Annotated in this window: 23 protein-coding genes; 7 read left to right on the forward strand and 16 right to left on the reverse strand. The window is 39.7% G+C overall.

Annotated features, from left to right (window positions below; genetic code table 11):
• Nucleotides 1-122: 122 nt before the first annotated feature.
• The 8 genes from QNM18_RS10260 to QNM18_RS10295 form a co-directional block, all read right to left on the reverse strand.
• Nucleotides 123-782, reverse strand: a complete 660-nt coding sequence (locus QNM18_RS10260) for an RES family NAD+ phosphorylase (protein WP_284137126.1) — start codon at nucleotides 780-782, stop codon at nucleotides 123-125.
• Nucleotides 783-795: 13 nt separating this feature from the next.
• The gene (locus QNM18_RS10265; RefSeq protein WP_284137127.1) at nucleotides 796-1,569 is read right to left on the reverse strand and encodes a hypothetical protein; all 774 of its coding nucleotides are present in this window, start codon (nucleotides 1,567-1,569) and stop codon (nucleotides 796-798) included.
• A gap of 204 nt (nucleotides 1,570-1,773) precedes the next feature.
• Complete coding sequence (locus tag QNM18_RS10270) at nucleotides 1,774-1,959, reverse strand: hypothetical protein (RefSeq protein WP_284137128.1); 186 nt, start codon at nucleotides 1,957-1,959, stop codon at nucleotides 1,774-1,776.
• 68 nt (nucleotides 1,960-2,027) lie between these two features.
• Entirely contained in the window at nucleotides 2,028-2,426 is a 399-nt protein-coding gene (locus QNM18_RS10275; protein ID WP_284137129.1) for a recombination protein NinB, read from the reverse strand.
• Nucleotides 2,427-2,460: 34 nt separating this feature from the next.
• Nucleotides 2,461-2,724, reverse strand: a complete 264-nt coding sequence (locus QNM18_RS10280) for a helix-turn-helix domain-containing protein (protein ID WP_284137130.1) — start codon at nucleotides 2,722-2,724, stop codon at nucleotides 2,461-2,463.
• Nucleotides 2,681-2,941, reverse strand: a complete 261-nt coding sequence (locus tag QNM18_RS10285; RefSeq protein WP_284137131.1) for a hypothetical protein — start codon at nucleotides 2,939-2,941, stop codon at nucleotides 2,681-2,683. The genes QNM18_RS10280 and QNM18_RS10285 overlap by 44 nt, the downstream gene beginning before the upstream one ends.
• A 10-nt stretch (nucleotides 2,942-2,951) precedes the next feature.
• A complete protein-coding gene (locus QNM18_RS10290) occupies nucleotides 2,952-3,575 on the reverse strand; it encodes a hypothetical protein (protein WP_284137132.1) in 624 nt (207 codons plus the stop codon).
• A gap of 105 nt (nucleotides 3,576-3,680) precedes the next feature.
• On the reverse strand, nucleotides 3,681-3,848 hold the full coding sequence (locus tag QNM18_RS10295) for a helix-turn-helix domain-containing protein (protein WP_284137281.1): 168 nt from the start codon (nucleotides 3,846-3,848) through the stop codon (nucleotides 3,681-3,683).
• Nucleotides 3,849-4,293: 445 nt separating this feature from the next.
• Between QNM18_RS10295 and QNM18_RS10300 the strand changes: the two genes are divergently transcribed.
• A complete protein-coding gene (locus QNM18_RS10300; RefSeq protein ID WP_284137133.1) occupies nucleotides 4,294-4,830 on the forward strand; it encodes a hypothetical protein in 537 nt (178 codons plus the stop codon).
• Nucleotides 4,831-4,850: 20 nt separating this feature from the next.
• Here QNM18_RS10300 and QNM18_RS10305 read toward each other — a convergent pair whose 3' ends face one another.
• The 3 genes from QNM18_RS10305 to QNM18_RS10315 all read right to left on the reverse strand — a co-directional run bounded on the left by QNM18_RS10305 (nucleotide 4,851) and on the right by QNM18_RS10315 (nucleotide 6,906).
• On the reverse strand, nucleotides 4,851-5,906 hold the full coding sequence (locus QNM18_RS10305) for a type I restriction enzyme HsdR N-terminal domain-containing protein (protein ID WP_284137134.1): 1,056 nt from the start codon (nucleotides 5,904-5,906) through the stop codon (nucleotides 4,851-4,853).
• 91 nt (nucleotides 5,907-5,997) lie between these two features.
• On the reverse strand, nucleotides 5,998-6,276 hold the full coding sequence (locus QNM18_RS10310) for a hypothetical protein (RefSeq protein ID WP_284137135.1): 279 nt from the start codon (nucleotides 6,274-6,276) through the stop codon (nucleotides 5,998-6,000).
• Between the two features lie 486 nt (nucleotides 6,277-6,762).
• Entirely contained in the window at nucleotides 6,763-6,906 is a 144-nt protein-coding gene (locus QNM18_RS10315; protein WP_284137136.1) for a hypothetical protein, read from the reverse strand.
• Nucleotides 6,907-7,186: 280 nt separating this feature from the next.
• On the opposite strand from QNM18_RS10315, the gene QNM18_RS10320 reads away from it, so the two are divergent.
• Complete coding sequence (locus tag QNM18_RS10320; protein WP_284137137.1) at nucleotides 7,187-7,447, forward strand: hypothetical protein; 261 nt, start codon at nucleotides 7,187-7,189, stop codon at nucleotides 7,445-7,447.
• Here the strand turns inward: QNM18_RS10320 and QNM18_RS27330 are convergent.
• Nucleotides 7,339-7,602 carry an ABC transporter permease gene (locus QNM18_RS27330; RefSeq protein ID WP_417714803.1) on the reverse strand — a complete coding sequence of 88 codons (264 nt, stop codon included), beginning with the start codon at nucleotides 7,600-7,602 and terminating at the stop codon, nucleotides 7,339-7,341. The two genes, QNM18_RS10320 and QNM18_RS27330, sit on opposite strands and share 109 nt — an antisense overlap.
• A gap of 158 nt (nucleotides 7,603-7,760) precedes the next feature.
• Between QNM18_RS27330 and QNM18_RS10325 the strand changes: the two genes are divergently transcribed.
• The gene (locus tag QNM18_RS10325; protein ID WP_284137138.1) at nucleotides 7,761-8,678 is read left to right on the forward strand and encodes an AbiTii domain-containing protein; all 918 of its coding nucleotides are present in this window, start codon (nucleotides 7,761-7,763) and stop codon (nucleotides 8,676-8,678) included.
• A 396-nt stretch (nucleotides 8,679-9,074) separates the two neighbouring features.
• Here the strand turns inward: QNM18_RS10325 and QNM18_RS10330 are convergent, their stop codons facing one another.
• The gene (locus QNM18_RS10330; protein ID WP_284137282.1) at nucleotides 9,075-9,566 is read right to left on the reverse strand and encodes a VOC family protein; all 492 of its coding nucleotides are present in this window, start codon (nucleotides 9,564-9,566) and stop codon (nucleotides 9,075-9,077) included.
• Between the two features lie 125 nt (nucleotides 9,567-9,691).
• Between QNM18_RS10330 and QNM18_RS10335 the strand changes: the two genes are divergently transcribed.
• The 3 genes from QNM18_RS10335 (at nucleotide 9,692) to QNM18_RS10345 (ending at nucleotide 13,050) form a co-directional block, all read left to right on the forward strand.
• On the forward strand, nucleotides 9,692-10,579 hold the full coding sequence (locus QNM18_RS10335) for a LysR family transcriptional regulator (protein WP_284137139.1): 888 nt from the start codon (nucleotides 9,692-9,694) through the stop codon (nucleotides 10,577-10,579).
• A gap of 548 nt (nucleotides 10,580-11,127) precedes the next feature.
• Complete coding sequence (locus QNM18_RS10340; RefSeq protein ID WP_284137140.1) at nucleotides 11,128-11,793, forward strand: hypothetical protein; 666 nt, start codon at nucleotides 11,128-11,130, stop codon at nucleotides 11,791-11,793.
• Between the two features lie 351 nt (nucleotides 11,794-12,144).
• Entirely contained in the window at nucleotides 12,145-13,050 is a 906-nt protein-coding gene (locus tag QNM18_RS10345) for a DUF1444 family protein (RefSeq protein ID WP_284137141.1), read from the forward strand.
• Between the two features lie 346 nt (nucleotides 13,051-13,396).
• Here QNM18_RS10345 and QNM18_RS10350 read toward each other — a convergent pair whose 3' ends face one another.
• Together QNM18_RS10350 and QNM18_RS10355 are read right to left on the reverse strand one after the other, a co-directional pair.
• Nucleotides 13,397-13,669 (reverse strand): helix-turn-helix transcriptional regulator, encoded by a 273-nt coding sequence (locus QNM18_RS10350; protein WP_247687363.1) that lies wholly within the window; start codon nucleotides 13,667-13,669, stop codon nucleotides 13,397-13,399.
• A gap of 561 nt (nucleotides 13,670-14,230) precedes the next feature.
• Nucleotides 14,231-15,526, reverse strand: a complete 1,296-nt coding sequence (locus tag QNM18_RS10355; RefSeq protein ID WP_211010854.1) for a PD-(D/E)XK nuclease family protein — start codon at nucleotides 15,524-15,526, stop codon at nucleotides 14,231-14,233.
• A 218-nt stretch (nucleotides 15,527-15,744) separates the two neighbouring features.
• On the opposite strand from QNM18_RS10355, the gene QNM18_RS10360 reads away from it, so the two are divergent.
• Complete coding sequence (locus tag QNM18_RS10360) at nucleotides 15,745-16,251, forward strand: GNAT family N-acetyltransferase (protein WP_284137142.1); 507 nt, start codon at nucleotides 15,745-15,747, stop codon at nucleotides 16,249-16,251.
• Between the two features lie 477 nt (nucleotides 16,252-16,728).
• Here the strand turns inward: QNM18_RS10360 and QNM18_RS10365 are convergent, their stop codons facing one another.
• Nucleotides 16,729-20,721: a hybrid sensor histidine kinase/response regulator transcription factor gene (locus QNM18_RS10365; RefSeq protein WP_284137143.1), complete on the reverse strand. Its 3,993-nt coding sequence runs from the start codon at nucleotides 20,719-20,721 to the stop codon at nucleotides 16,729-16,731.
• Nucleotides 20,722-20,938: the final 217 nt, after the last annotated feature.

Consider the following 20,938-nt stretch of genomic DNA (forward strand, 5'->3'; position numbering starts at 1 on the left):
CATTGTAGAACATTGAAAATCTATGTATCAAGAAGAGTTTTACAGCTGAACAGGATAGAATAGGGATAAATAATACAGGCTTCAGCACCAGAATCCAAGATAGAAAAACTTTATAAATATACCTAAGAAGCTACATCTAGCCCAAACACCCTAAGCATTTCAATCACAGTATATGGGAGTTTTATTCCAACACTATTTGCCTCCATGTATAGCTCTGATGCATATTTCTCAGATACTAATCCTTCTTGCGAGTGCGGTATAGCCTCGAATATATCTGCCCCAACCCGATTGCTATAAACAACTAGATTATTGGATTGCTGGCTTTTTTGAAAGCTTCTATACATGAAGCCACCGATTTCAGGGTATTTAGTCAACAATAACTCGGCATATAGTCGATAATACGCATATTCAAAGTCACCGTCTAAGTTCATTTCTAGATCTTTAAGTTTAAAAAACTCAAGGATAGCGTCAGCATCTAATATTCCCACACGGATATTGCGCCTAAGCCTTACCTGCGCAACCTGACGATTAAGGTATTCATTAGGCAAAACTCTCATTCCATTATTAAAACGTAACACACACTCTCTCAAACACGTGCTTACCGAGTCCCCAACATACAAACTAGACCCAAAACGATCATCTAAAGGAGAAAACCTGCTGTCACCCAGCCCTAATGGGGGGAAAGTAGTTGCTGAATAGCGACTATCAAAAACCCGGAAGAAAGAATACCCCTCTGATATCGGGCCAACACTAATATCAAGTAATCCTTTGCTGTCTAACATTTCAATATTCTTTCTATTTGAACCTTACTCTCGTTATCTCACCAACCTTTTGAAACTGAACTCTCGACAAGCCTCCATCATGGTCTGCTTTATTTACAGCGGTACCTTTGACTTCAGTTATGAATTCGAATCCAGTTTTAGCTTTGTCTAAACTTACATCTACATCGTCTGGCAAAGTCATAGCTAATAGAGCGACAAACTCTTTTGCGTTATCCACAACATCAACTGGGCGGATAACTTTTTTGCCTGAAAAAGAAACCGATGAAAAGTTATCCAGCGCTTTCTCAAAATCCAGATTGTCCAAACAATCCCTAACATCTTTTGCAGAAATTTCGCCAGGCACACAAATAGGAGTTATAAACCACTTTATTATTTCAGAATCACATAGATCTTCGCACCTAAGCTTACGTATAGCTAAGCCAACCCATTCAAGAAGCTCTCTTCTTCCCGACCCAGGCTTATATAGCTCTTCAAAAGTGTATACTTTACCGGTATCAGAACGCACCCAAAAAGCGAGATTGTACTTATTAGACTCTAAATCAATCTCTTTAAGAGTAAAATAATTCGAGTATTCAGTTAAATCCTCTTCAGACGCTGTCTCTAAACGTATTTTTATAAAGGAAGTCCCATCGCGGTCGATGTAATTTGCGGCTTTCAAAGCAGCCTTCACAACATCTCCTACGTTAGTTTTGCGACTTTTAGGATTGTTAATGGAAAAGCGCCGACTTAGAGCTAATCGTTTGGTGCTCTTCATACTCTTGCGTCTTTCTCTATAGTTAAACTTCATAAGATTTCTCTTTAGACACTCACTCTAATACTAGTACACTTTTAAATTTCTGTTCAGTTCACGATGCACTGAAAAAGAACTAACGTGCAAAAAATTGGTATTGATAACTACAATAACCTAATGTCGATGTTATTTAAATTGAAACCTTTGATGTAAGTCATAGCCTACTTTACTTAAATTCATTGCCAGCCAAACTCTTGAGTTCTAAAACCCCTTAAAAGAACGTAGCCCAAAAAACTCAGCTGCATACGCTCTAAATCTAAGGTCAACTTCACCTTGGTATGCACTACAACAAAATAAATGTAGCGTGAATACGTCGCACTTCTGGCTAATGCAGCTACCTCTTCCAACATAGGCTAGTATTGTCGTATCCGGATTAAAGTTACGCACGCCCGGTAGATAAGCCTGACATTCTTAGCCGCTAGACCTATTTCGTAGTTTGTTGCTTTTCAATGACATTACTTTCTATCTCCGTATATTGCTTGCAAGTATATATCCTCAGGCCTACTTAGTGTTAATTGTAAGTACTCAGCGCTATACATATCGACCCAATTTAAGTACTCAGCGAACTCTTTCATTGATAGTTTTCTGGTTCGCTTACGCACTAAAATAGGGTCTTCATTTCCAAACTGAATTACCTTTAGGCCAAACCTCTTTCTCACCAATACTTCATGCACATCTTGAGAGCTGTTCTCTTGACCGAAGTGATCTCGTAAGTGTTCAGCTATTTCTTGGTTCCATTTCCACATCAACTTGTTTTGAGCCAGTGAGCGGTTACTTTTGAACTCTTTAAACTCAATAAGCACATCTTTACCAGCTTTGATCATTTGCCTTATAAGGGTGCCAATTTGTGGCATTACACTCACCACGTTTGATGCAGTTAAAAGCTTTTTATGCCCCACCAGGAGAACCCTTAACTTCTTTGCATATGCGTAGAAAATCCTGATTCAGCATTTCTACAACACCAACAACATCTCTGAAATCTGGGTTGCTCTCCTTGTTTTCCCAACGCCTTAAGGTTCTTTCTTCAAGCCCATAGTGTTCAGCGGCTTCAGCTTGAGTTAACCCAACGCGTTTACGTGTAGTACAATTACTTGTGATGCCAATAGATTCATGCGACCTCCTGATCTGAGTTTGCTGCTTCCTTAATTTCAATCCTGTATTCCCAAAGGTTTTTGGTCCCGGGGCGAACACGTTTATGCTTTATAATAAATGCCGATTCGTGAATTTCACGCCACCTTGCGGACATAGCTGTTTGGGTGTCTGTTTTGCCAAACTGCTGAAAGCTCGCATTACACACCTCTTCTAAGGTCCAAAATTTTGAGCCAGTAATAATGAATTGCAGTCGATCTTTCTGAGTTTTTATTGCCATAATCCCTCACCTATAAAGCGATATTTTGTTTTTCTAGAACGTTGATTAACTCAACCCGCAGGCGTCCTGCTCTCCACTCTTTGACAACATCATCTCTGTGATTCTCAGGAAGATCCCAAAACCCATAGCCAACCAGAAGAGCCTGTCCAACATCCTTGCGGCTGGAGTTAACGGTAATCACTCCCGTAGATGCGAAAGAGTTTTCGTTTGCTGCCGCACTAAAATGACTTAACGACTTTGCACGGGCTTTAACCTCACCGCTAAGCCACGCATACTCAAAACCTTGCCAGCCTCTAACTACACATTCAGACAAACAGTCATCAACACTAATACCGTTCTTTAATGCGATATCCAATTCGGTAGCCTGTCGGTTAACTACGGTCTGGCTTACAGATAGGCTTTTCTTTTTCCGAAACTCAAGCCAATCACAAAGCACTTGGTCGGACGGTTCAGTGGGCCACTTTGAAAAATCGAGTGAACTTTTTTTCTTAGATTTTTTAGGTTCATCGATAGGATCAAAAGACTGACTGGATCTGGGTGTCAGAGAGTCACTAGGGGCTAGTGTCAAATTGTCACTAGGGTTGTGATCTTCTGTCACTACCTCTGATGACGCCGTGACACCAGCTAGTGCCATTTTGTCACTAGCTAATTGCTTAAACGAATTATCCAAAAGCGCTTGGCGAGATACGGTGTAAACGTTGGAGCGATTCCCTTTTGGACCTCCCTTTCGCTCTTCTTTTCAAATAAAACCTGCTTTCTCTAAATCGGCGATATGCCTCATTACAGTTAGTTTAAACATTTCGCATTGTTCTGCGATTGATTGATATGAAGGCCAGCACTCAACTTGATCGCACGCATTGTCAGCCAGCTTTAATAGAACTAGCTTTCTTGCGTGGTTACCTACTATGGTGCTTTATCATCCGGTGGTATTTCCCATGGCGGTGCAACACAGCACTTTTCATACAAATTGTCAAACATATTAGCTCCATATTTGGTTCTGATAACAATTACCTAAACTAACAATCCTGCTGGAATCACTTTTTGGCAATGAACTATATTGAGCATAACCCTTTTTCATCTCGATTAGCATAAGTGATAGATTCCAACCTAATCCACGCTGCAGTATCTAAGGATCTCTGCTCTCCTTTTCGGAATCGATAAAGCCCTGAGACAGAAACCCAGATCCTCTCAGTCACTTGCTTTAATTCAGCTCTCGACAAGGACTTAAGCACTTCCCTAACTTTATTAATCCGCGCATTTGCGTCATATTGTGATACTCTAAGCTCTATAGACATGAATTTGCATATATGCCAATAAACATCAGGTTTGATAATTTTCAAGGGATTAGCTTTATGAATTTGGATGTGGATTGGCCAGAATTACTAATAAAGGCTCTTCCCGATGCTCAAGGGCTGATTAACAATAACGAAATAGAAAAAATTCCAAGGTTTTTCTTGGCAAACAATCTTCAGTTTGTAAGAAATAAGAACGGCCAAACATTTAAAGCTTTGTCTGAGGCTATTGAGCAAAACTCTAATAGCTCGATAACACTCCATTTCTCGAATATTTCTAGAATAGAAAAAATGGAAATTGACGCTACGGTTTCTTCTGTATTTAAGTTAAGTGTCGGCTTAGGGTTAGAGCCGATTTGCTGGCATCAGCTTTGTAGCCCACTAGGTTTTGATGATGACCTCCACCCAATTACTTTATCAGAATTAAACTCAGGTCATCTGACTGGATGTATCATCAAAGCTTATCAAGGTATGAGTTCAGTCAGTGAGATGAATATTCCTAAGCTTACTGCTATGTCTGTAGCAGGAAATAAAGCCAAGGTAACCGGTGATTTTGCGGAATTTGAGAATAAGATGTTTAGAATAGCAAGTATGTAACTTGCTATTCAATTTAACCATTACTCATATATATCAATTGAAGCTTTGATTTGCTCACCATATTCAAACAAATCATCCAAACTCTCTATTGGGTGACGAGTTTCTTTTCTATCGATATCAAATAGGCCTATGTATTTCTGTGATGTATTAAAGTGCAGCCTGCATATTGGCTTTCTATTGTTGTCATCTAACAATACCCCAAAGTAACTTTTAGTATCTCTTGCTGCAACTCTTTCAAGAGCAACTTTGCCACGCAACAAAGTCTTCACAATATTAAACCCATCTATCTCTTCTTGAGTAGTTACAATATCTGACTTTTCTTCTTCAGCCTCTTCTTTTACATCAAGCTCTTTGATCGCATTGTCACCGATAGCTGATTTTAGCCTGTCATTAACTTTATCATTAATGAATTGTTTAGTGGCTTTTGTTGTTAGTTCAAGGAATTGGGTTTTCACCTTCGGAGTCAAAACTCCATCATAGACTCTTGAAGCAAAAAACTTTACAAAATCTTCTTCTGGGTCTTTAAATTGTTCTGAGAGCACCTTCTTTATCTGGTTTAAGTATTTCAATTCTCCTGCTGATGAAACAACTGACTCTACATCAAAAGAGTTTTTAGTTAGCTTTTTCAATTCTGGGACAATGTGCTCATCGATTTCATTTAAATCGAGTGTTAGAAACGGCTTCTCATCCATCACATTTGGTGAATCAAGGTCTGTAAAGCATTGATAAACAGCCCCATTAGTTAAGATAGCAATCCTTGCGTTCACTGCACTGAAATATCTAAATAACTGACTAGCATGCTTTGCTGACAGCTCCTCGCCATATTTCTTACACTCTATTAAAATTTGAACTTCGGAATCTTTAATTAGCGCATAGTCTACTTTTTCCCCTTTCTTTACGCCTACATCAGCTGTAAATTCAGGAACGACCTCACTAGGATCAAATACATCATAACCTAGGACGCTGTGCAAAAATGGCATAATCAGCGCATTTTTAGTGGCCTCTTCAGTAGTTAAACTACTACCTATATTATTAATTTTATTTGAAAGATCCTTTAGTCTATCTATAAAGTCCATATTTACTCCTTTTCGCAAATCCACGAATACTTAAATAAAATAAGGCAATTGCATGCAACCGCCTTCTGGTTAATCCTTTTGAGTATGGTTTTTAGGTTTTAATTTCGCCAGTTTTAACTCTAGGTACGCCTATACAGCGTCCTTTGCTGACCTCATCAACCATTGCGCTAGATTTAAACAGAAATGCAGTTATTACTGCTTGAGATTGCTCAAGTGATGTGCACCTTTCTAGGTCTCTTTTTAGCTTCTTGTTCAAATCATAAAAGCGTTTATTTTTTGCGTCTATCGACTTCAGTGTAATTGCTCTATGCAGAGCAAATCCGACCACAACCATCGTAAACAAAATAAATACCACAAAGTTAATATCCATTACCTTCCTTAAAGTTTGCTCTAGATTCCAATCTAGTACGAATCCGATTTGCTAGCTTTAGAATTAATATCGAGGTGTTTAAGGAAGGTATTAAAATCTGATATGTAACCTCCAGAGCGTCACTATCCCAAGTAACCCATGAACAATAAAAGATGACTCTAAATACAATTCCAATTATAAGAATTGAAGAAATATGGATTGCAAACCTTGGCACGACATCCTTAAATAAAGATGAAACGATATAAATTGCACTTAATTTAAAAAAGTTTACTGTTACTCCAAACAGCTCCCAAAAGAGATATGCGTCTTTTAAGCTTTTAATTATTGGGTGAAAATAGTGGCTAAGAGTAGATATTAATATTAATACTAAGACGAGACAAGTCATTCGAGCTCTCTCATCACTATCATTTAGTATTAGAGCCGCAATTCCAATCAAAAGCCAAGCTATATCCAGAGATATAAAAAATTCATAACCATAGCTCGTTGCTAAACTTGTTTAGGCGGAAGATCCCCATTCCCATCACCTCCACCGGTTTTAACGATGATCTTAGGGGTGTTGTTGAAACCTCCTTTCACAAAACTTACTTGCTTCATACTTAAAAGAAGTGGATTTTTAATTGAATGGCTCATTTTTTACTCCTTTGAATGAATTTAGATACTACCTAAAAAACCCACCAAACAACAACGCATAAACATAACAGAAACAAAAAAACACATGACAGTTATTTGCATTTACGCTATTTTATTTCGCTTATCACTTCTCGATTTGCACATATGCAAACATTGTTTAATTACCGAATCCTAAACAAGTGAACTAACAATGAGATTTATAGAGCAAATAAAAGAGCTTATTGAACTGACATTTGAACCTCATTAATCAGTATCTATCGACACGTTTCCCAGAAACAAAATGATTGATGCAGTTGTGTATCGTCACTCAAACACATTAAAGGGAGCTAAAGACACTAATGTCATTGATCACCATACAATCAAGCTTGATTCACCGACTGCTGAGCTTGAACTCTGTACCTTAATTGCAAAAGTACGCAGTTATTCCTCGGACTACAAAACCCATGAGAAACCAATTCCTGCGACGATACCTCCAAAGATGCTGGGTAATGAAGATGGTAGCTCTACGTGCCTGAACACGACCAATCGATCCGCATCATAAATTTTTGCTGCTTTTATATAGCCTTTTCTTACAGAGCGTATGCCAACTTCTGTACTGGTAAGAATTGGATAAAACGCCCCCAGAAAATTTTCGCTTGCCGTTTGTAGCAACAATAAATCACTATTTTTTGCTCCAAAATCGTAACAGCTTACCACTTGAATTTAACCATTTAATTTCAAGTAAAGGTAAGGAAAATTACTTCCACGTCCCAATATGATAACAACAGCTGTCACACTAGATTCGAGTAAGAATCTGTAATATCTTGGAAAACAAGAATTCATCTAAACTATGCTACGGATATATCTCAAATTTTATGGCTATTTTCTCAAAAAAGAACACATCTCTTATTGCTGAGATCCAATCTCTAGCCGCTAACAATAGGTCAAACCTGAGTGACTTGTTGCGCAAGTGCTTAATTGTCTCAAAAAAGTTAAAATTAAAAGGCTTCGAAGAGTGGATTTATGGTGAGCTCGAAGGATATCCAGATCCCGCCTCTGTACCAACCTATAGAATGGTTCGATGCACCATGCATTTACACAACCCTGTTAATGGGTTAATTCCGTTCTCAATCAAAGACCCACAACTCGAAACATACTTTACATCTGTGCCAATTGTACAATCATTGAGTTCACTGGAATCACTTAGAGATAAGCACGTAGATGGATACCTAACTTTGCCATTAAGCGGAGAAGATATAGCGTTAATCAACTCACTAATTAATACACATGGTATGCCGTCAGTCAGGCGCGCAGGGGTTTCAAATGTTGACTCAATCTTAGATGCAGTAAGGAACAATATATTGAAACTAGCACTAGACTTTGAAGAAGCAGGCATAAAAGGAGAGAATATGAGCTTTACAGCGGATGAAAAAAAGCAAGTTACTGAGCTACAAAATGTATCTATAGAAAATTTTCAGGGAATATTAGGGCCTGTAACAAATAGCACAGTCACTCAAAACAACGCTATCGAGATCAAAAAACAGGATTTTGAGTCTCTGGCCGCATACCTAAAGACAGAGTTAAACGTAGGATACGGCGATATATCCACTCTAAAAGCCGCTATTGATGCTGACCAGAATGAACAAAAGGCAGTAAAGGGGGAGTTTGGCCCTAAAGTCAGTGAGTGGATCGGCACAATGGTTACTAAAGCAGCTTCTGGAGCGTGGGGAGTAAGTATCGCCACAGCTGGAGGTTTCTTGGCTAACGCACTTACCAAGTTTTACGGGTTCTAACGCCTAAAAAACCTAACGTTAGAGAGAGTTATACTCACCAATAACAGTATCAGTAAGATTGATTAATAGCCTAACTCTCAAGGTGAGAGTTAGGCTAATTTACTAGACTTCTGCGATTTCACAAGTCTTCATGGTTCAGATCTGCGCTTCTTGTGAGCAAGTGAAGTGTCCTTCAAAATGTCTTCGATTTTCGCCATTTCGTTGAATAATTGGTTCAACTCACCCTCCGTAAGCTCCACCACATTAAGTGTTATAAAAAAGCCAGTTAAAGAACTTCTTTAACTGGCTTTTTTGTGTCTGTTGCAAAACATCCTCTTTCCATTTGCCTGGTAAAAATCAAAAGTCTCGAGCTAATTTGAAAGCTCCCTTCCCCCCACTTCCTTCTACTTACTCTTCTTACTCATACTCTGACGCATACGTATCTTCATAAGAATGTGAATAGAATTCAAATAGGTTGCCAAAAGGGTCTTCTAGATAAACCATTTGCGCTTGTTTTAACTCATCTTCTGGATGATAGCGCATGATATCCATTCGTACTTTACCGCCATATTCTTCAACACGGCTGATTGCATTATCAAACTGCTCTTTTGGTAGTTGTAAACAGAAATGGAAGATCCCCAAGCGAGAGAAATCAACAACGTGACGCTCTTCACGGTCTACCATTTCAAAAAGCTCAACACCGATACCATCACTCGTTACTAGGTGCGCAATATTAAAACCCTTAAAGCCTTCGCCAAATACTGCAATACACATACGACCAATGGCAGACTCTCGCTCTTCTGTTACTTTCGTGTTGTTCATTACAACTCTAAGACCTAGCGCTTTTGTGTAAAACTCAACCGCTTTATCCATATCGCCAACCATGATACCAACGTGGTTCATTTTCATCATTTACTCCTAGATATCTCTTTAACCTTTGATCTAATTGATGGGCAAATGATATGAAAAACCTTTGATTAGATAAAATTATCAAATATTATTAAAATGATAATTTATATTTATTGAAGGTGTTTATGCTGAACCCAATTTGGTTAGAAACTTTCATTACGCTTGTGGATACCGGGCACTTTACGCAAACGGCAGAAAAACTGTATATGACTCAGCCCGGAGTTAGTCAGCACATCAATAAACTCGAAGAAGCGTGCGGGCATACATTAATCAAAAGAGAGAAGAAATCATTTGTCATTACCGAGCAAGGTCGACTCGTCTACAAATACACTAAAGAATTGCTCAGAGGTGAAAAGTCTCTCTTTGAGCAGTTAAGCTTTGACGACCCTTTTTCTGGACAATACTCTTTAGCATGTTCAGGCTCAGTATCATTGTTGCTTTACCCAAAGCTATTGAAACTTCAAAATAAATATCCAGATATTTACATCAATATTAAAGCTGCACCCAATCATCAAATTTTGAGTGATATCAAGAGTGGACATATTGACCAAGGAATTGTGACAGATATACCAAAAGAAAGTTTTTTTGATTTTGAGGAGCTTGGTCAAGAAGAGCTTTGTTTGATATTACCGCACAAGACTGACATTAATAAAAACTGGAAGCAGCTATTGTTAGATCTAGGATTAATTTCTCATCCAGATGCCGAGCATTATTTATCGTTGTACTTCGGGCAATGTCAAGAACAAGCGTTAAAGCAGCTTGATATCAGCAAAATCCCTGTCGTAGGTTCAATTAATCAAATTAGCCAAATCTTAGAGCCGCTCGCTCACGGAATTGGATTCACGGTCTTACCTAAAAGTGCCGTGGATAGCTTTCATAGCCCAAACCTCATAAAGGTCCTCAAACCTCAACAACCTGTGATGGAAAGTTTATATTTGGTTCGCCAGAAAAATAGACAGCTACCCGTTCGTTATGAAACCTTGAATTCAATTATCCGAAAGACATGGGCTTAAATCGACTATTTAGCCCTAGCCCCCCTCAACAAAAATCATCGATAAGCACACTTTAAACTGAATTTTACTTATTGATATGCGGTTACAGGTCTTTAAATTTACTCCTTAGAATTACGAATATAGTGCCCTCTGGCAAGGAGATTTATATCCAATTATTGCATGTTCATTATCGTCGTCGTGGCTATTTACCATTTGTAGATAATGGCAAAAGTTAACAAAAAATTTAAGAGTGAATCCTTAAGTAGACGCAACACCTCATAACTCATCCAATACAGCAACGGCCCCCTATAAATAGTTTAATCGCCTTTATTTTTTGATGTAGTGTATTCAGTAGCGCGCACTCCCCCCTAAATAAGATATATCTCAGTGCTTTTACATCACTCATTTCTTAAAACAAGCCCGTGACGTGACCCTTTTCTCCAATACTGAACACATAAAAAAGTAAACCAGCCAATTGAGTAACAAAAAATAATACAAAAACACACATTGATTACATTATTGAAAATATGTTATTTTTATTTTGATTTTTTAAACACAAAGGAAATAATGTGAATAACAAAAAACTAAAAACAACCATTATGACAACTCTCTTTGGGCTGACTCTAGGCGCAGGTTCTTTCTCTGCAATGGCAGATAAAGTTAATTGTCGCATGGAAACCACATCTCAAAAAAATATCTACAGTGGTACTGCACAATGTACAGGAACATTTTGGTATACCACCTGGGAAAATAAGCGCATTGTCAGAAAGCAAGGTTCTAAGTCATTGCAGCAATACTTTGACCCTACACCAAACTCAAGTGCCATCCTATCAGGTATCGCATACGTAACGACCAGTTCATATGGCGGGCAGCCTTTGAATGAATCATTCGTTGTGAAATGCTCTGCAAGCATTCCATTCAGTCATAAAGAAGATGTCAAAGAGGAAGTATGTGACAACACGCCAACTGCTTATGTTGGCGTAAACCACCACGAGTTTTGGGATGTTAGTTTTTGGGCTAGCGGTCGAGATGAAGACGGTACCATTGTTTCAAAAGAACTGTGGATCGATGGTGTAAAACAATCAAGCAGCAGTGTGTGGAAAACTTCCTCACAAGATCGCACTTACAATATTCGTGTTCGTGTAACAGACAATGATGGTTATTCATCAGAAGCAACGCGCACCTATCGCACAACAAACAAAGGTCCTTTAATGTGTGGTAAGTACCCTTGCTAATCATTATTTAAGTATCGGTTAATACATTTAAACAGCGTCGTCCTATGTCGGCGCTTTTTTATGCAGCATACAGCAGCTAGCTAATTTGACGCTAACGGATAAACTGCGCTATCAAGCCCACTCTATTTTGGGCAATTTTCATCCTCGACGTACCTTTTTTTGGAGCGGCTTCCCAAATCCATAATTTTTATAATCACATCACAGTGTCGGCTTAGTTAAATCTCGAAGTACCATAACATTGCAGCCACGCATGATGCACGAATTATTAAATATATAATAAAAACAAACACTAAAGACACAGAAAGCAAATACAGTTATGATATTAAAAAATATCGACTAAGGATCTAATTAATGAAAAAAGCGCTATTTCTCTCTTTTGCAGTGGGCTTGTCGTCTTCATTTTACGCGGTGTCATCACCAAGCTCGGAGGCGTTGCTGTCAGAGCAGGCGTTCACAAAAGCTTATTTGAAAGAGGTAAAAAAGCACTTCAAGGATGCACAATTTAAGGTTAAAGATGATTTATCTGTTGAAGTTACGTACTCAACAGGCGCTACTTTTTCAACAAATCTCGTAAACGCTTATTTAAGATATTCTGAAGAAAAAGACGCACTTGAAGATATATTTGCAGATTATATAGATTCGACTAAAAGTGCTCGCCAGTTAACAGAAAAGTCAAAGTTACAAGTTAGCCAATTAAGGCCCGTTATTAAGCCCATTTCTTATATCGAACATATAACGGCTAAAATAAACCAATCAAGTGATAAAAAGGTCCCTTTCCCATTTTATTACGAAGAAATTAACAATGAGCTCGTTCTGCTATTAGCAATAGATACGCCTGCAAGCATTCAGTATGTCAGTAAAGAGAAGATGGATGAATTTAAGCTACCTGTTGAACAACTCAAAGAGATTGCGAAGTCTAACTTAGATACACACCTCACTGAACTAGGTGCAAAATTCCAAAGAATTGAACAAACAGAAGGCAGCAGTAACATACATATGTTTATTGCTGACGAGACCTACGAAGCCAGCGCTGTTTTCTCAAATTATTTTAAGCAACAGGTCAAAGCGACATTCGAAGGCCCGGTCGGACTAGTTTTCCCCAATAGAAGCAACGTGTTGGTTGTACCACTAAATGATGAGACTGCACTTTATCAAATTGCGATGCTCGCTTATTCTGAGTATCCAAACCTATCTTACAACGTATCACCATTTGCATATGAATATAATGATGGTGAGCTAAAGCGCATTCAGTTTTAAGTTTTGGGCCTCCTGCCTCTTGCTCGCAAGCAAAAGCTAGAGCTCCATTTTTGAAACAAGCCCCTCATCAGGCGTTTTCCCTTGCAATCACCGTAAGGTCTAAAACGCCTGTCACTCCTCGACCTTACCTGTCCACAACTGAAGTGGGTTTGGAACATATTGGAGTTAAAAAAGCAGTTTGCCATTTTTGCCTAGCCGTTTTTCACCAACGAGTTGCTCAGGATACTCTCTGATAACGATCCTGTACTGACATTTTTAGTTGCTTTGCGTGGTTGAGAATGGAATACAGGTAAGCCTCGTCACTGCATATCTTTGCCACGCAATTTCGCGATGTAATATCGTGTATTTACTTCCTTTCAAAATACTGGATATTCGGTAAACAAAACTCATCGCCAAATATTAAATACATCTCGTACACCAGCTCCATGGTCATATAGGTTTTACCGGTTTCAAAATTACTGATCGTCGCTTGGTCAACGTTGAGTTTATCCCCAAGTTGCTTTTGCGTTAAGTTGTTACTTTTTCTGGTGCTCCTTAAATTGTTTTGCATTTCGACCATCAATTTATTTATTACTAACCTGCGCCTGACTGCGTCATGTCTCATAAATCTACTAACCATACAATTTCCTTATAAGTAGGTGATCAAGTTATATAAACGGTATCCATTTTATATCCATTGTAGATCACCTAAAAATTATCCTATGAAAAAATAGTGTTAAGATTTTAATCTGCTGGGTGTGAAAAAATCTTCAATTACCAATGAGATATTGGGTAAGTGCATGAATTTAATGTTATAAAGCAGCCTCAGTTAGAATCATCAAAGTGTTGGTGTACAAGTCATGATATAACTTGAAATGTTCTCAGTCACGAATAACAAGTTCGGACTCTGCAAATAATAAGCGTCTTTATCGTCCACTTGAGCACTGTAAAACAGCCACTAAACACGCGCTAAATCAGGTCCTTTTACATAAAATATATAGCCCAAAGCGAAATCAATATATTGAAGCTGAAGCCATGCCAAATTCAATTTAAACAATAGTGAAAATATACAACTAATGAGCTTTACTGATTAACAAAAAGACGGTGAGATGTGCCTTATTACTATGTTGGCATACAAGCAACTAGTTGCGCACTCTGCCATTTATTAAACCTTGTTCATTGTTTTTGATTACCTTGAACCCTACTGGTTTTCCAACACATTGTAAGGTGTTAGGCGTTTTTCAAGCTCAACCACAGCAAGAAATACATCACTTTGCTCATTAAAATCAAGACTATCAAATCGTTCGATTAAACTCAGGTGTCTAAATCGCCAGTTGCTCTGTCGTTTCATCTCATAAGATTCAGCAACTTGCTCCGCTAGTTCATGGTGGCTCTTTAGGCCTTTTCTACACACATGGATTGTGAGGGTGTAGTAAATTTCATTGTCATCTGATTTTTTACGCTCAAAATCAAGATAATATGGCCAATACCCACTTGCGGGGCGGTGTTTTTTAAGCATGCAAATCACCGAGTCTGAATAGATCTCAGTAACAAAATTAGGAAACGTCTTTTTTATCCATTCGTTAAATAAATCAAACTCATTGAGGCCATGAAGCTGCTCAAACACGTTGTGATGCTTTTGCACAATAAGTGCCTTTTGAAGGGTATCATCGTCATACTTCTGTTTGGCGGGGAGTATTTTTCCAAAAAACATTGCTGGTGTTACAGTGATCAAAGCGCAGCGCCGCGTGCCAACCTTAATAAACTCAGACTCAAGTTGACGGATAAGCTCACAGTGACCTGCCGACACCTGTTTTAATAACTTGCTGCGACCTTGATAATAGGGATCTGTTTTTTCTGACCAAGTACCAAATACATAATGATACAAGTCTTTGAGCTGATGCTCGTGTTTAGATGTAAGTAATGCCCTGTCAAACAAATCTCTTAACGCATCCTGTAGCCATGTGTCGTCAACTTTCACATAACGTTTATCATATTGCGCACCATGATGTTGAAAGTGGCTATCAGATAAAATATATACCTTTTTCCAACCTGAGTAGTTTTTCTCTGCCCAGTTGGCATATTTTTTAAGTTGATCGTTATGAAGCTTCGAGCCATCTTTTCGCTCGATGATTATCAATAGCTCCTGATTAGGGTCCAGCAATGCGAGATCAATACGCGCGCTATTGGCTTGTAGTTCTGTCATCACTTTTGTTTGGCAAAATGAGCTTGAGGCAAGTTCAAAAGCTGAGGGAAATAGCTCAAGCTGCTCATCACTGGCGCAGCTGTATACATGATTTAGCAAAGCTCTTAAAAAATAATCCCCCTGTTGGTGGCCCGCCATAGGATCTAGCAACCAGGCTAACACAGCGGACTTACGATTTTCATCTAATGAGAACAGTTCAAGTACTGAGTTTTGCTCGCAGCGGCTGGTTAACGCCTGAAAATCTTTATCAATAACAAGGTTACACAGCGCTTTTAAAGTTTGAGTACTCATGATCCCTCCTTGCGACATAAAGTTGCAACATAGCATCTCTACTCTATTTTTATCAAGCACTTATACTTTGAACATCAGATGGCATGACGCATTTTTTAAGTGTTGAAAACAACTTTGCTCCCATCACCCTATTGACCTGTCTATTACTTTACAGTTTAGAGTCACACTCATCGTAATAAAGCATCGCAAAAAATACCAATGACTATCTAGGAGTCAAAATGAACGTTTATATTCGAGACGAACAACCCCATGACGCAGAGCACATAGAGTCGCTAACTCAAGCGGCATTTTCTGAAGTTACGTATTCAAATCAGTGCGAACATTTTGTGATTCGAGCTTTGAGGCAGGCAAATGCACTCACAATATCGCTCGTGGCTGAGTATGAAGGTGCAGTAATAGGCTATGTGGCTATCTCCCCAGTTGTACTCTCGGACAATCAAAATGGCTGGTTTGGATTGGGCCCTGTAGCAGTTTCCCCTGCTCAGCAAGGTCAAGGCATAGGTTCGCTATTAATCAATAAGGCGCTTGAAGTGCTTAAGCATACACATGCTAAAGGCTGTGTGGTGCTTGGAGATCCGGCGTATTACAGCCGCTTTGGATTTGTGACCAATGAAAAGCTAGTGTTAGCCGACGTGCCACCAGAATACTTCCAGGTGTGTGCATTTACCGAATACGTGCCCACTGCTGTCGTCACGTATCACAACGCCTTTAGTGCAACATCTTAAACCAAGTTAGCGGGAGAGAAGCTTAACGCTCCCGCCTTATTAAGCTACAAATACTTTTCCTGTAATGCGCTCACCGAGCAACCTTTTACGGCGACCTGTTTGGTTCCTCACCACAATATAAACTCGCACTGCTATAGGTTGGAGACTTTAACGCAAATTAATAAAGAATATACAATGTAATTAGCTTCTCTCATTTCAATGCCTGCACTCATTTGCGCCGCTTCTTTTAATACACAAGTAAGCAACATCGACATCAAGTTAACACTAAGTAATACCCAATCATTATTTGCGTGTTTTCTATGGTATTCACCAACTCCATACTCAAGCAATGTAGGGTCGCAATCGTCACAGATCAGAGCTGTGCTCTAAGAATGTCGCCCAGAGAGGGATCTGAAAATAACTGAGTATTTTAAATGTATAACTCTATTGCCAATGTTGAGGAATACTTAGCACTCAACACTGGCTATTTTGACATTATTACAATTTTAACTGGTGTTTATCTCGTTGCTTTTGCACATAACTTTTGGCCGTCATGCCATATTGCTTTTTAAAGCATGCACTAAAGTAAGATGCCGAATTGAACCCAACCAGTTCCGACACAACCGCCACACTTTTACCATGCAATAAAGGGGTGATCGCTTGATACAGGCGGTACGTTCTAAGGTACTCATTTGCCCCCATGGAAATGATCGCCGTGAGTTTTCGATGCAGTTGCCGCTCACTCAGTGCCATCTCTTTAGCAAGCTCAGACACGGTAATGTCTGGGTTTTGGTAGCGCTCGTGGATAACCCCATCTAGTTTATCCAAAAAGTCATAGATGTGAGGTTCATCTTTAAACTCAAATTTTGGCAACATAGGTAAACTGTCAGCTGCTTTTTTATCCCTTTGCTCAATGCGCGCATGCCATCTTGCAGCATTGGCTGCATAGTGCGAAAACACATTGCGGACTTTAAGCTCTAACGCTTGTACGCTAAACGGTTTAGTTATGTAATCATCGGCTTGACGGCTGAGTCCTTCAAGCTCTCTCTGTTCATTTAAGTTGGCCGTTAACAAAATAACCGGAATATGCGCAGTTAACGGGTCTTGTTTAATACGGCTCAGTAATCCAAAACCATCAAGCTTTGGCATCATCACATCGGAAATAATCAGATCTGGAAGTTGTGCTTTTGCCACTTCAAGGCCTTGTGCACCATCGACAGCAACCTCTACTTTATAGTCATGCTCAAAAATACTACTGAGCAAAGTCAACATATCTGGCGTGTCGTCGACGATAAGAACAGTCTTATCGCTCAAATCATGGCGCGAACTAGATACTAGGGCCTCATTTTCAGAACCCGATATGGCAGGAAGTGCATTGAAGGCCAAACTAAACTCACTGCCCTTGCCTAACGACGACACAACATCAATGGACCCGTTCAGTTCATCTGTGATCGCCTTTACAACACTCAATCCGATGCCCAAGCCAACGTTTTGCCGTTTACCTGTATCGGTTCGATATTCGGGTGTAAAAATGGCATCCAATTCACTTGGTTCAATACCTACCCCTTCGTCTTGAACTTGCAAAATACAGCGGGGCTCTGTTTCATCACCTTGCAAACTCAGAGTGAGGGATACAGTTTTACCCACAGCGCTATATTTAATCGCATTGCTTAATAAGTTACTCACACATTGTTCGAGTTGATCTGGGCGAGCCAAAACATGGATATCGTCTTCAACATTTGTGTTAAGCGTAATGTCGCTTTGTTCAGCCATTGGGCCAAATGCAGCTATCTGCTCTAGACAAATTTGGGACAAATTAAAGCTGGTGAGTGACTGCGTCGGGCTGACAATCGGCAACTGAGATTCTTGATTAAGGTTAGACACCCGCATTAACTGCTCTATTAATACCTTTAAACGCTTGGCATTGCTAATCACGATGTTTGCCATTTTGCTGCGCTCATCAGGCTGTTGAGCTCTGTTGAGTTGCTCAGCTGGCCCTTGAATTAAAGAAACAGGCGTCATAAGTTCGTGAGAAAGTGTTTTTAATAGCAGAGTTCGCTGTGCCTGTGCTTGTGCCAATGCCTCAGACTTTTCTGTAAGCAGCTTGTTTTGTTTACTTATTTCTCGTGTTTGCTCAGCAACTTCGGTCTCCAATGCGGTTTGGATCCGTTTCAAAGCTGCAATGCGAATTTGATAAACAATATATAACATCAATATCGCACTGAGAGCATATACACAATACGCCCACACAGTCGCATACCATGGCGTTTTAATCGTAAAAGAAAATCCACTGATGTTCTGCGACCAATTTCCGTCACTGTCTGTACTTTGCAGTAGCAAGTTGTATTGGCCATGAGCCAGTTTGGGGATCATTAATACACGGCTTTTTCCAAGATCCACCCAAGTGTTAGCGACCCCTTCAAGCTTATACCTAAATTGTTGTTTAGAAACACTGGTAAAGTTGTTGTTAGCAAGCACAAAGCGCATACTTGCGTGCTCGTAAGGAAGCGCCAACAAATTCTCTTGATGAAAATAGCGCTTCGATTGCCCGTTTGCAAAAGTGAGTTCAAACTCACTTACTTTAGGCATCGCATCAGAAAAACCAAGTTTGTCAGGGCCGAGTAAAGTCATGCCATCTGGCGCAATAAAAACAAGTTGTCGCTCAAAAACAGTACCAGCACTACCTAAGTACCCTTGTGTAAACAGGCCATCCCCTTTGTCAAAATAGCGAACCTTCGAATCTGAACTGTCAGGAGACCATCCCATCACACCAAAACTACTGGCAAACCACGCATAGCCCGTTTCATCAAACACAATACTGGTATTTGTCAGTTTGTTGAGCTTGTCAGGTAGGGGCTTCCATGACTGGGTTTTGAGATCGAGTGCCCGTAAACCACTTTCAGTTTGAACAAATAAGAAGTCAGTTGGGCTGAGAAATAGATCATAAACCGCATTTGAAACCCCTTCACCTAACTCTGTTTTTAGTTCAAAGCGCTGTGTACTGACATCAAACGCTTGCAGCCCATTTGATGTAGCCACCCACAGGAGGTTTTTATGAAGAACCAAGCTATGTATTTCATCGCTTAACAGGCCTGAGTTTCCACTATGAAATCGCTCGATGAGTTTGGTATGTGGGTTTAGCCGCGTCAAACCATCAAAACTATGGGACAGCCAAATGGTTTGCTCATCTTGAATTGCAATGCTGTATATCGCATCGGGGATATTATATTTTTCAAAGTCAAACTGTTGAACCACAGTCAATGATTGGGGTTCGACCTTTACCAAGCTTTTATAGAGGCTGATCCACACATGTTTACTCGGTGATACAGCCATAGCTTGAGCTGATAAGTCTTCGGTATCAAGACAGCGTTGAAAGTCCCCCTCCAGCGAGTAACGGCATACTCCAGCTAATTGATCAGCAAGCCAAATAGACTCATCCGCAATTATTACATCATTAATTTCATACTGCTCGGTTTCGCTTGGGTGAGTAAACGCTCGGTTTTTAATTGCATTGTGATTGGCTGATAGCAGCGAAACACCTTCGCTGTAAGTGCCATAAGCCTTTACTTGTTGATCTTGATATAGTGAGAGCAATGGCGGTAATCCATTACTGACCTCCACCTTACCATTGCTTAAAGTCAGTAGACCGGTGTTCAGTGACGCAGCATAAAGCTTGCTTCCACTTTCTTGGATATCAAATACATAACCAACAGTGTCAAACTCGTTCTCGTCGATATAGCGCATATCGAGCTTACGCTCGTTGGGCTCATAGGTAGCCAAACCATAGCCATGAATGCTTAACCAAATTGAACCATTATTTAGACGCCACACTTTGTCAGCAAAAGTTGGCTGGCCATTTTCTTGTAATAAGTACTCTACTCGCAACGTATTCGTATCAACAAGCATAATACCGCTATCAGTCGCGAGCATCATTTTGGACTGCTCGACCTCGGTTATCGATAAAACTTGAGGCGTAATTAAACGTCCATCCAGCATCAGCGTTAATGGGTTAAGTTGATTTTGTACAAACTGGTAAAGGCCAGATCTCGCGCCAACCCATACGATACCATCGCTTGATTCAAAAACACTGTATGCATTTAACTGTGGGTGTGGCTGTGACGGCTCTATCTGTTCAAAGCGCTCACTTTTAGCACCTAGTACTCCGACGCCCTGATCTCCAACAGCCCATAATCGATTTTGAGAATCAAACAATAAATCACGCACGCGTGTCGACTGGCTTGTATTTGGTGTTTTATGAGCGAAAAAGCGCACCGTGTTAGCACCATCAAATCGGGCAAGGCCTTGACCGGTGGCAATCCACATAAACCCAAGGTGATCACGTTCGATGTCAAACACACGATTGCCCGGCAATCCATCTCCCACGCCCAAAGCCAAATGCGTATCAGATTTGCCAAAGCTTTCGCTGCTAAAAAGCACACTAAAAATAATTAAAAAACCGACATAAAGCGCGGTGATGAGATTACTATGCATATTATTAATATATTGTTTTTATTGCTTATTTTTATACTTAACGTTGATAGACTCTGTACCTGCTCTACATAATAACAACAACTTAGCAATTATCAAACTTTGTTGTTATTTGTGATTTAAGGCAGATTATTACGCATTTTTGTCTGTTTTTCGCTACCTGTAACACAGTGAGTTTCCCTATAATGACCACATTGACCTAGCCTGAGCCTTTAATAGA

Source organism: Pseudoalteromonas obscura (genome assembly GCF_030135505.1).
Taxonomy (GTDB): domain Bacteria; phylum Pseudomonadota; class Gammaproteobacteria; order Enterobacterales; family Alteromonadaceae; genus Pseudoalteromonas; species Pseudoalteromonas obscura.

Excerpts from the sequence above, each read along its gene's own strand:
- QNM18_RS10260 (WP_284137126.1), bottom strand. The coding sequence starts at position 782 with ATGTTAGACAGCAAAGGATTACTTGATATTAGTGTTGGCCCGATATCA.
- QNM18_RS10265 (WP_284137127.1), bottom strand. The coding sequence starts at position 1,569 with ATGAAGTTTAACTATAGAGAAAGACGCAAGAGTATGAAGAGCACCAAA.
- QNM18_RS10275 (WP_284137129.1), bottom strand. The coding sequence starts at position 2,426 with ATGCCACAAATTGGCACCCTTATAAGGCAAATGATCAAAGCTGGTAAA.
- QNM18_RS10285 (WP_284137131.1), bottom strand. The coding sequence starts at position 2,941 with ATGGCAATAAAAACTCAGAAAGATCGACTGCAATTCATTATTACTGGC.
- QNM18_RS10290 (WP_284137132.1), bottom strand. The coding sequence starts at position 3,575 with ATGGCACTAGCTGGTGTCACGGCGTCATCAGAGGTAGTGACAGAAGAT.
- QNM18_RS10300 (WP_284137133.1), top strand. The coding sequence starts at position 4,294 with ATGAATTTGGATGTGGATTGGCCAGAATTACTAATAAAGGCTCTTCCC.
- QNM18_RS10305 (WP_284137134.1), bottom strand. The coding sequence starts at position 5,906 with ATGGACTTTATAGATAGACTAAAGGATCTTTCAAATAAAATTAATAAT.
- QNM18_RS10310 (WP_284137135.1), bottom strand. The coding sequence starts at position 6,276 with ATGGATATTAACTTTGTGGTATTTATTTTGTTTACGATGGTTGTGGTC.
- QNM18_RS10315 (WP_284137136.1), bottom strand. The coding sequence starts at position 6,906 with ATGAGCCATTCAATTAAAAATCCACTTCTTTTAAGTATGAAGCAAGTA.
- QNM18_RS10320 (WP_284137137.1), top strand. The coding sequence starts at position 7,187 with ATGATTGATGCAGTTGTGTATCGTCACTCAAACACATTAAAGGGAGCT.
- QNM18_RS10325 (WP_284137138.1), top strand. The coding sequence starts at position 7,761 with ATGGCTATTTTCTCAAAAAAGAACACATCTCTTATTGCTGAGATCCAA.
- QNM18_RS10330 (WP_284137282.1), bottom strand. The coding sequence starts at position 9,566 with ATGAAAATGAACCACGTTGGTATCATGGTTGGCGATATGGATAAAGCG.
- QNM18_RS10335 (WP_284137139.1), top strand. The coding sequence starts at position 9,692 with ATGCTGAACCCAATTTGGTTAGAAACTTTCATTACGCTTGTGGATACC.
- QNM18_RS10345 (WP_284137141.1), top strand. The coding sequence starts at position 12,145 with ATGAAAAAAGCGCTATTTCTCTCTTTTGCAGTGGGCTTGTCGTCTTCA.
- QNM18_RS10350 (WP_247687363.1), bottom strand. The coding sequence starts at position 13,669 with ATGGTTAGTAGATTTATGAGACATGACGCAGTCAGGCGCAGGTTAGTA.
- QNM18_RS10355 (WP_211010854.1), bottom strand. The coding sequence starts at position 15,526 with ATGAGTACTCAAACTTTAAAAGCGCTGTGTAACCTTGTTATTGATAAA.
- QNM18_RS10360 (WP_284137142.1), top strand. The coding sequence starts at position 15,745 with ATGAACGTTTATATTCGAGACGAACAACCCCATGACGCAGAGCACATA.
- QNM18_RS10365 (WP_284137143.1), bottom strand. The coding sequence starts at position 20,721 with ATGCATAGTAATCTCATCACCGCGCTTTATGTCGGTTTTTTAATTATT.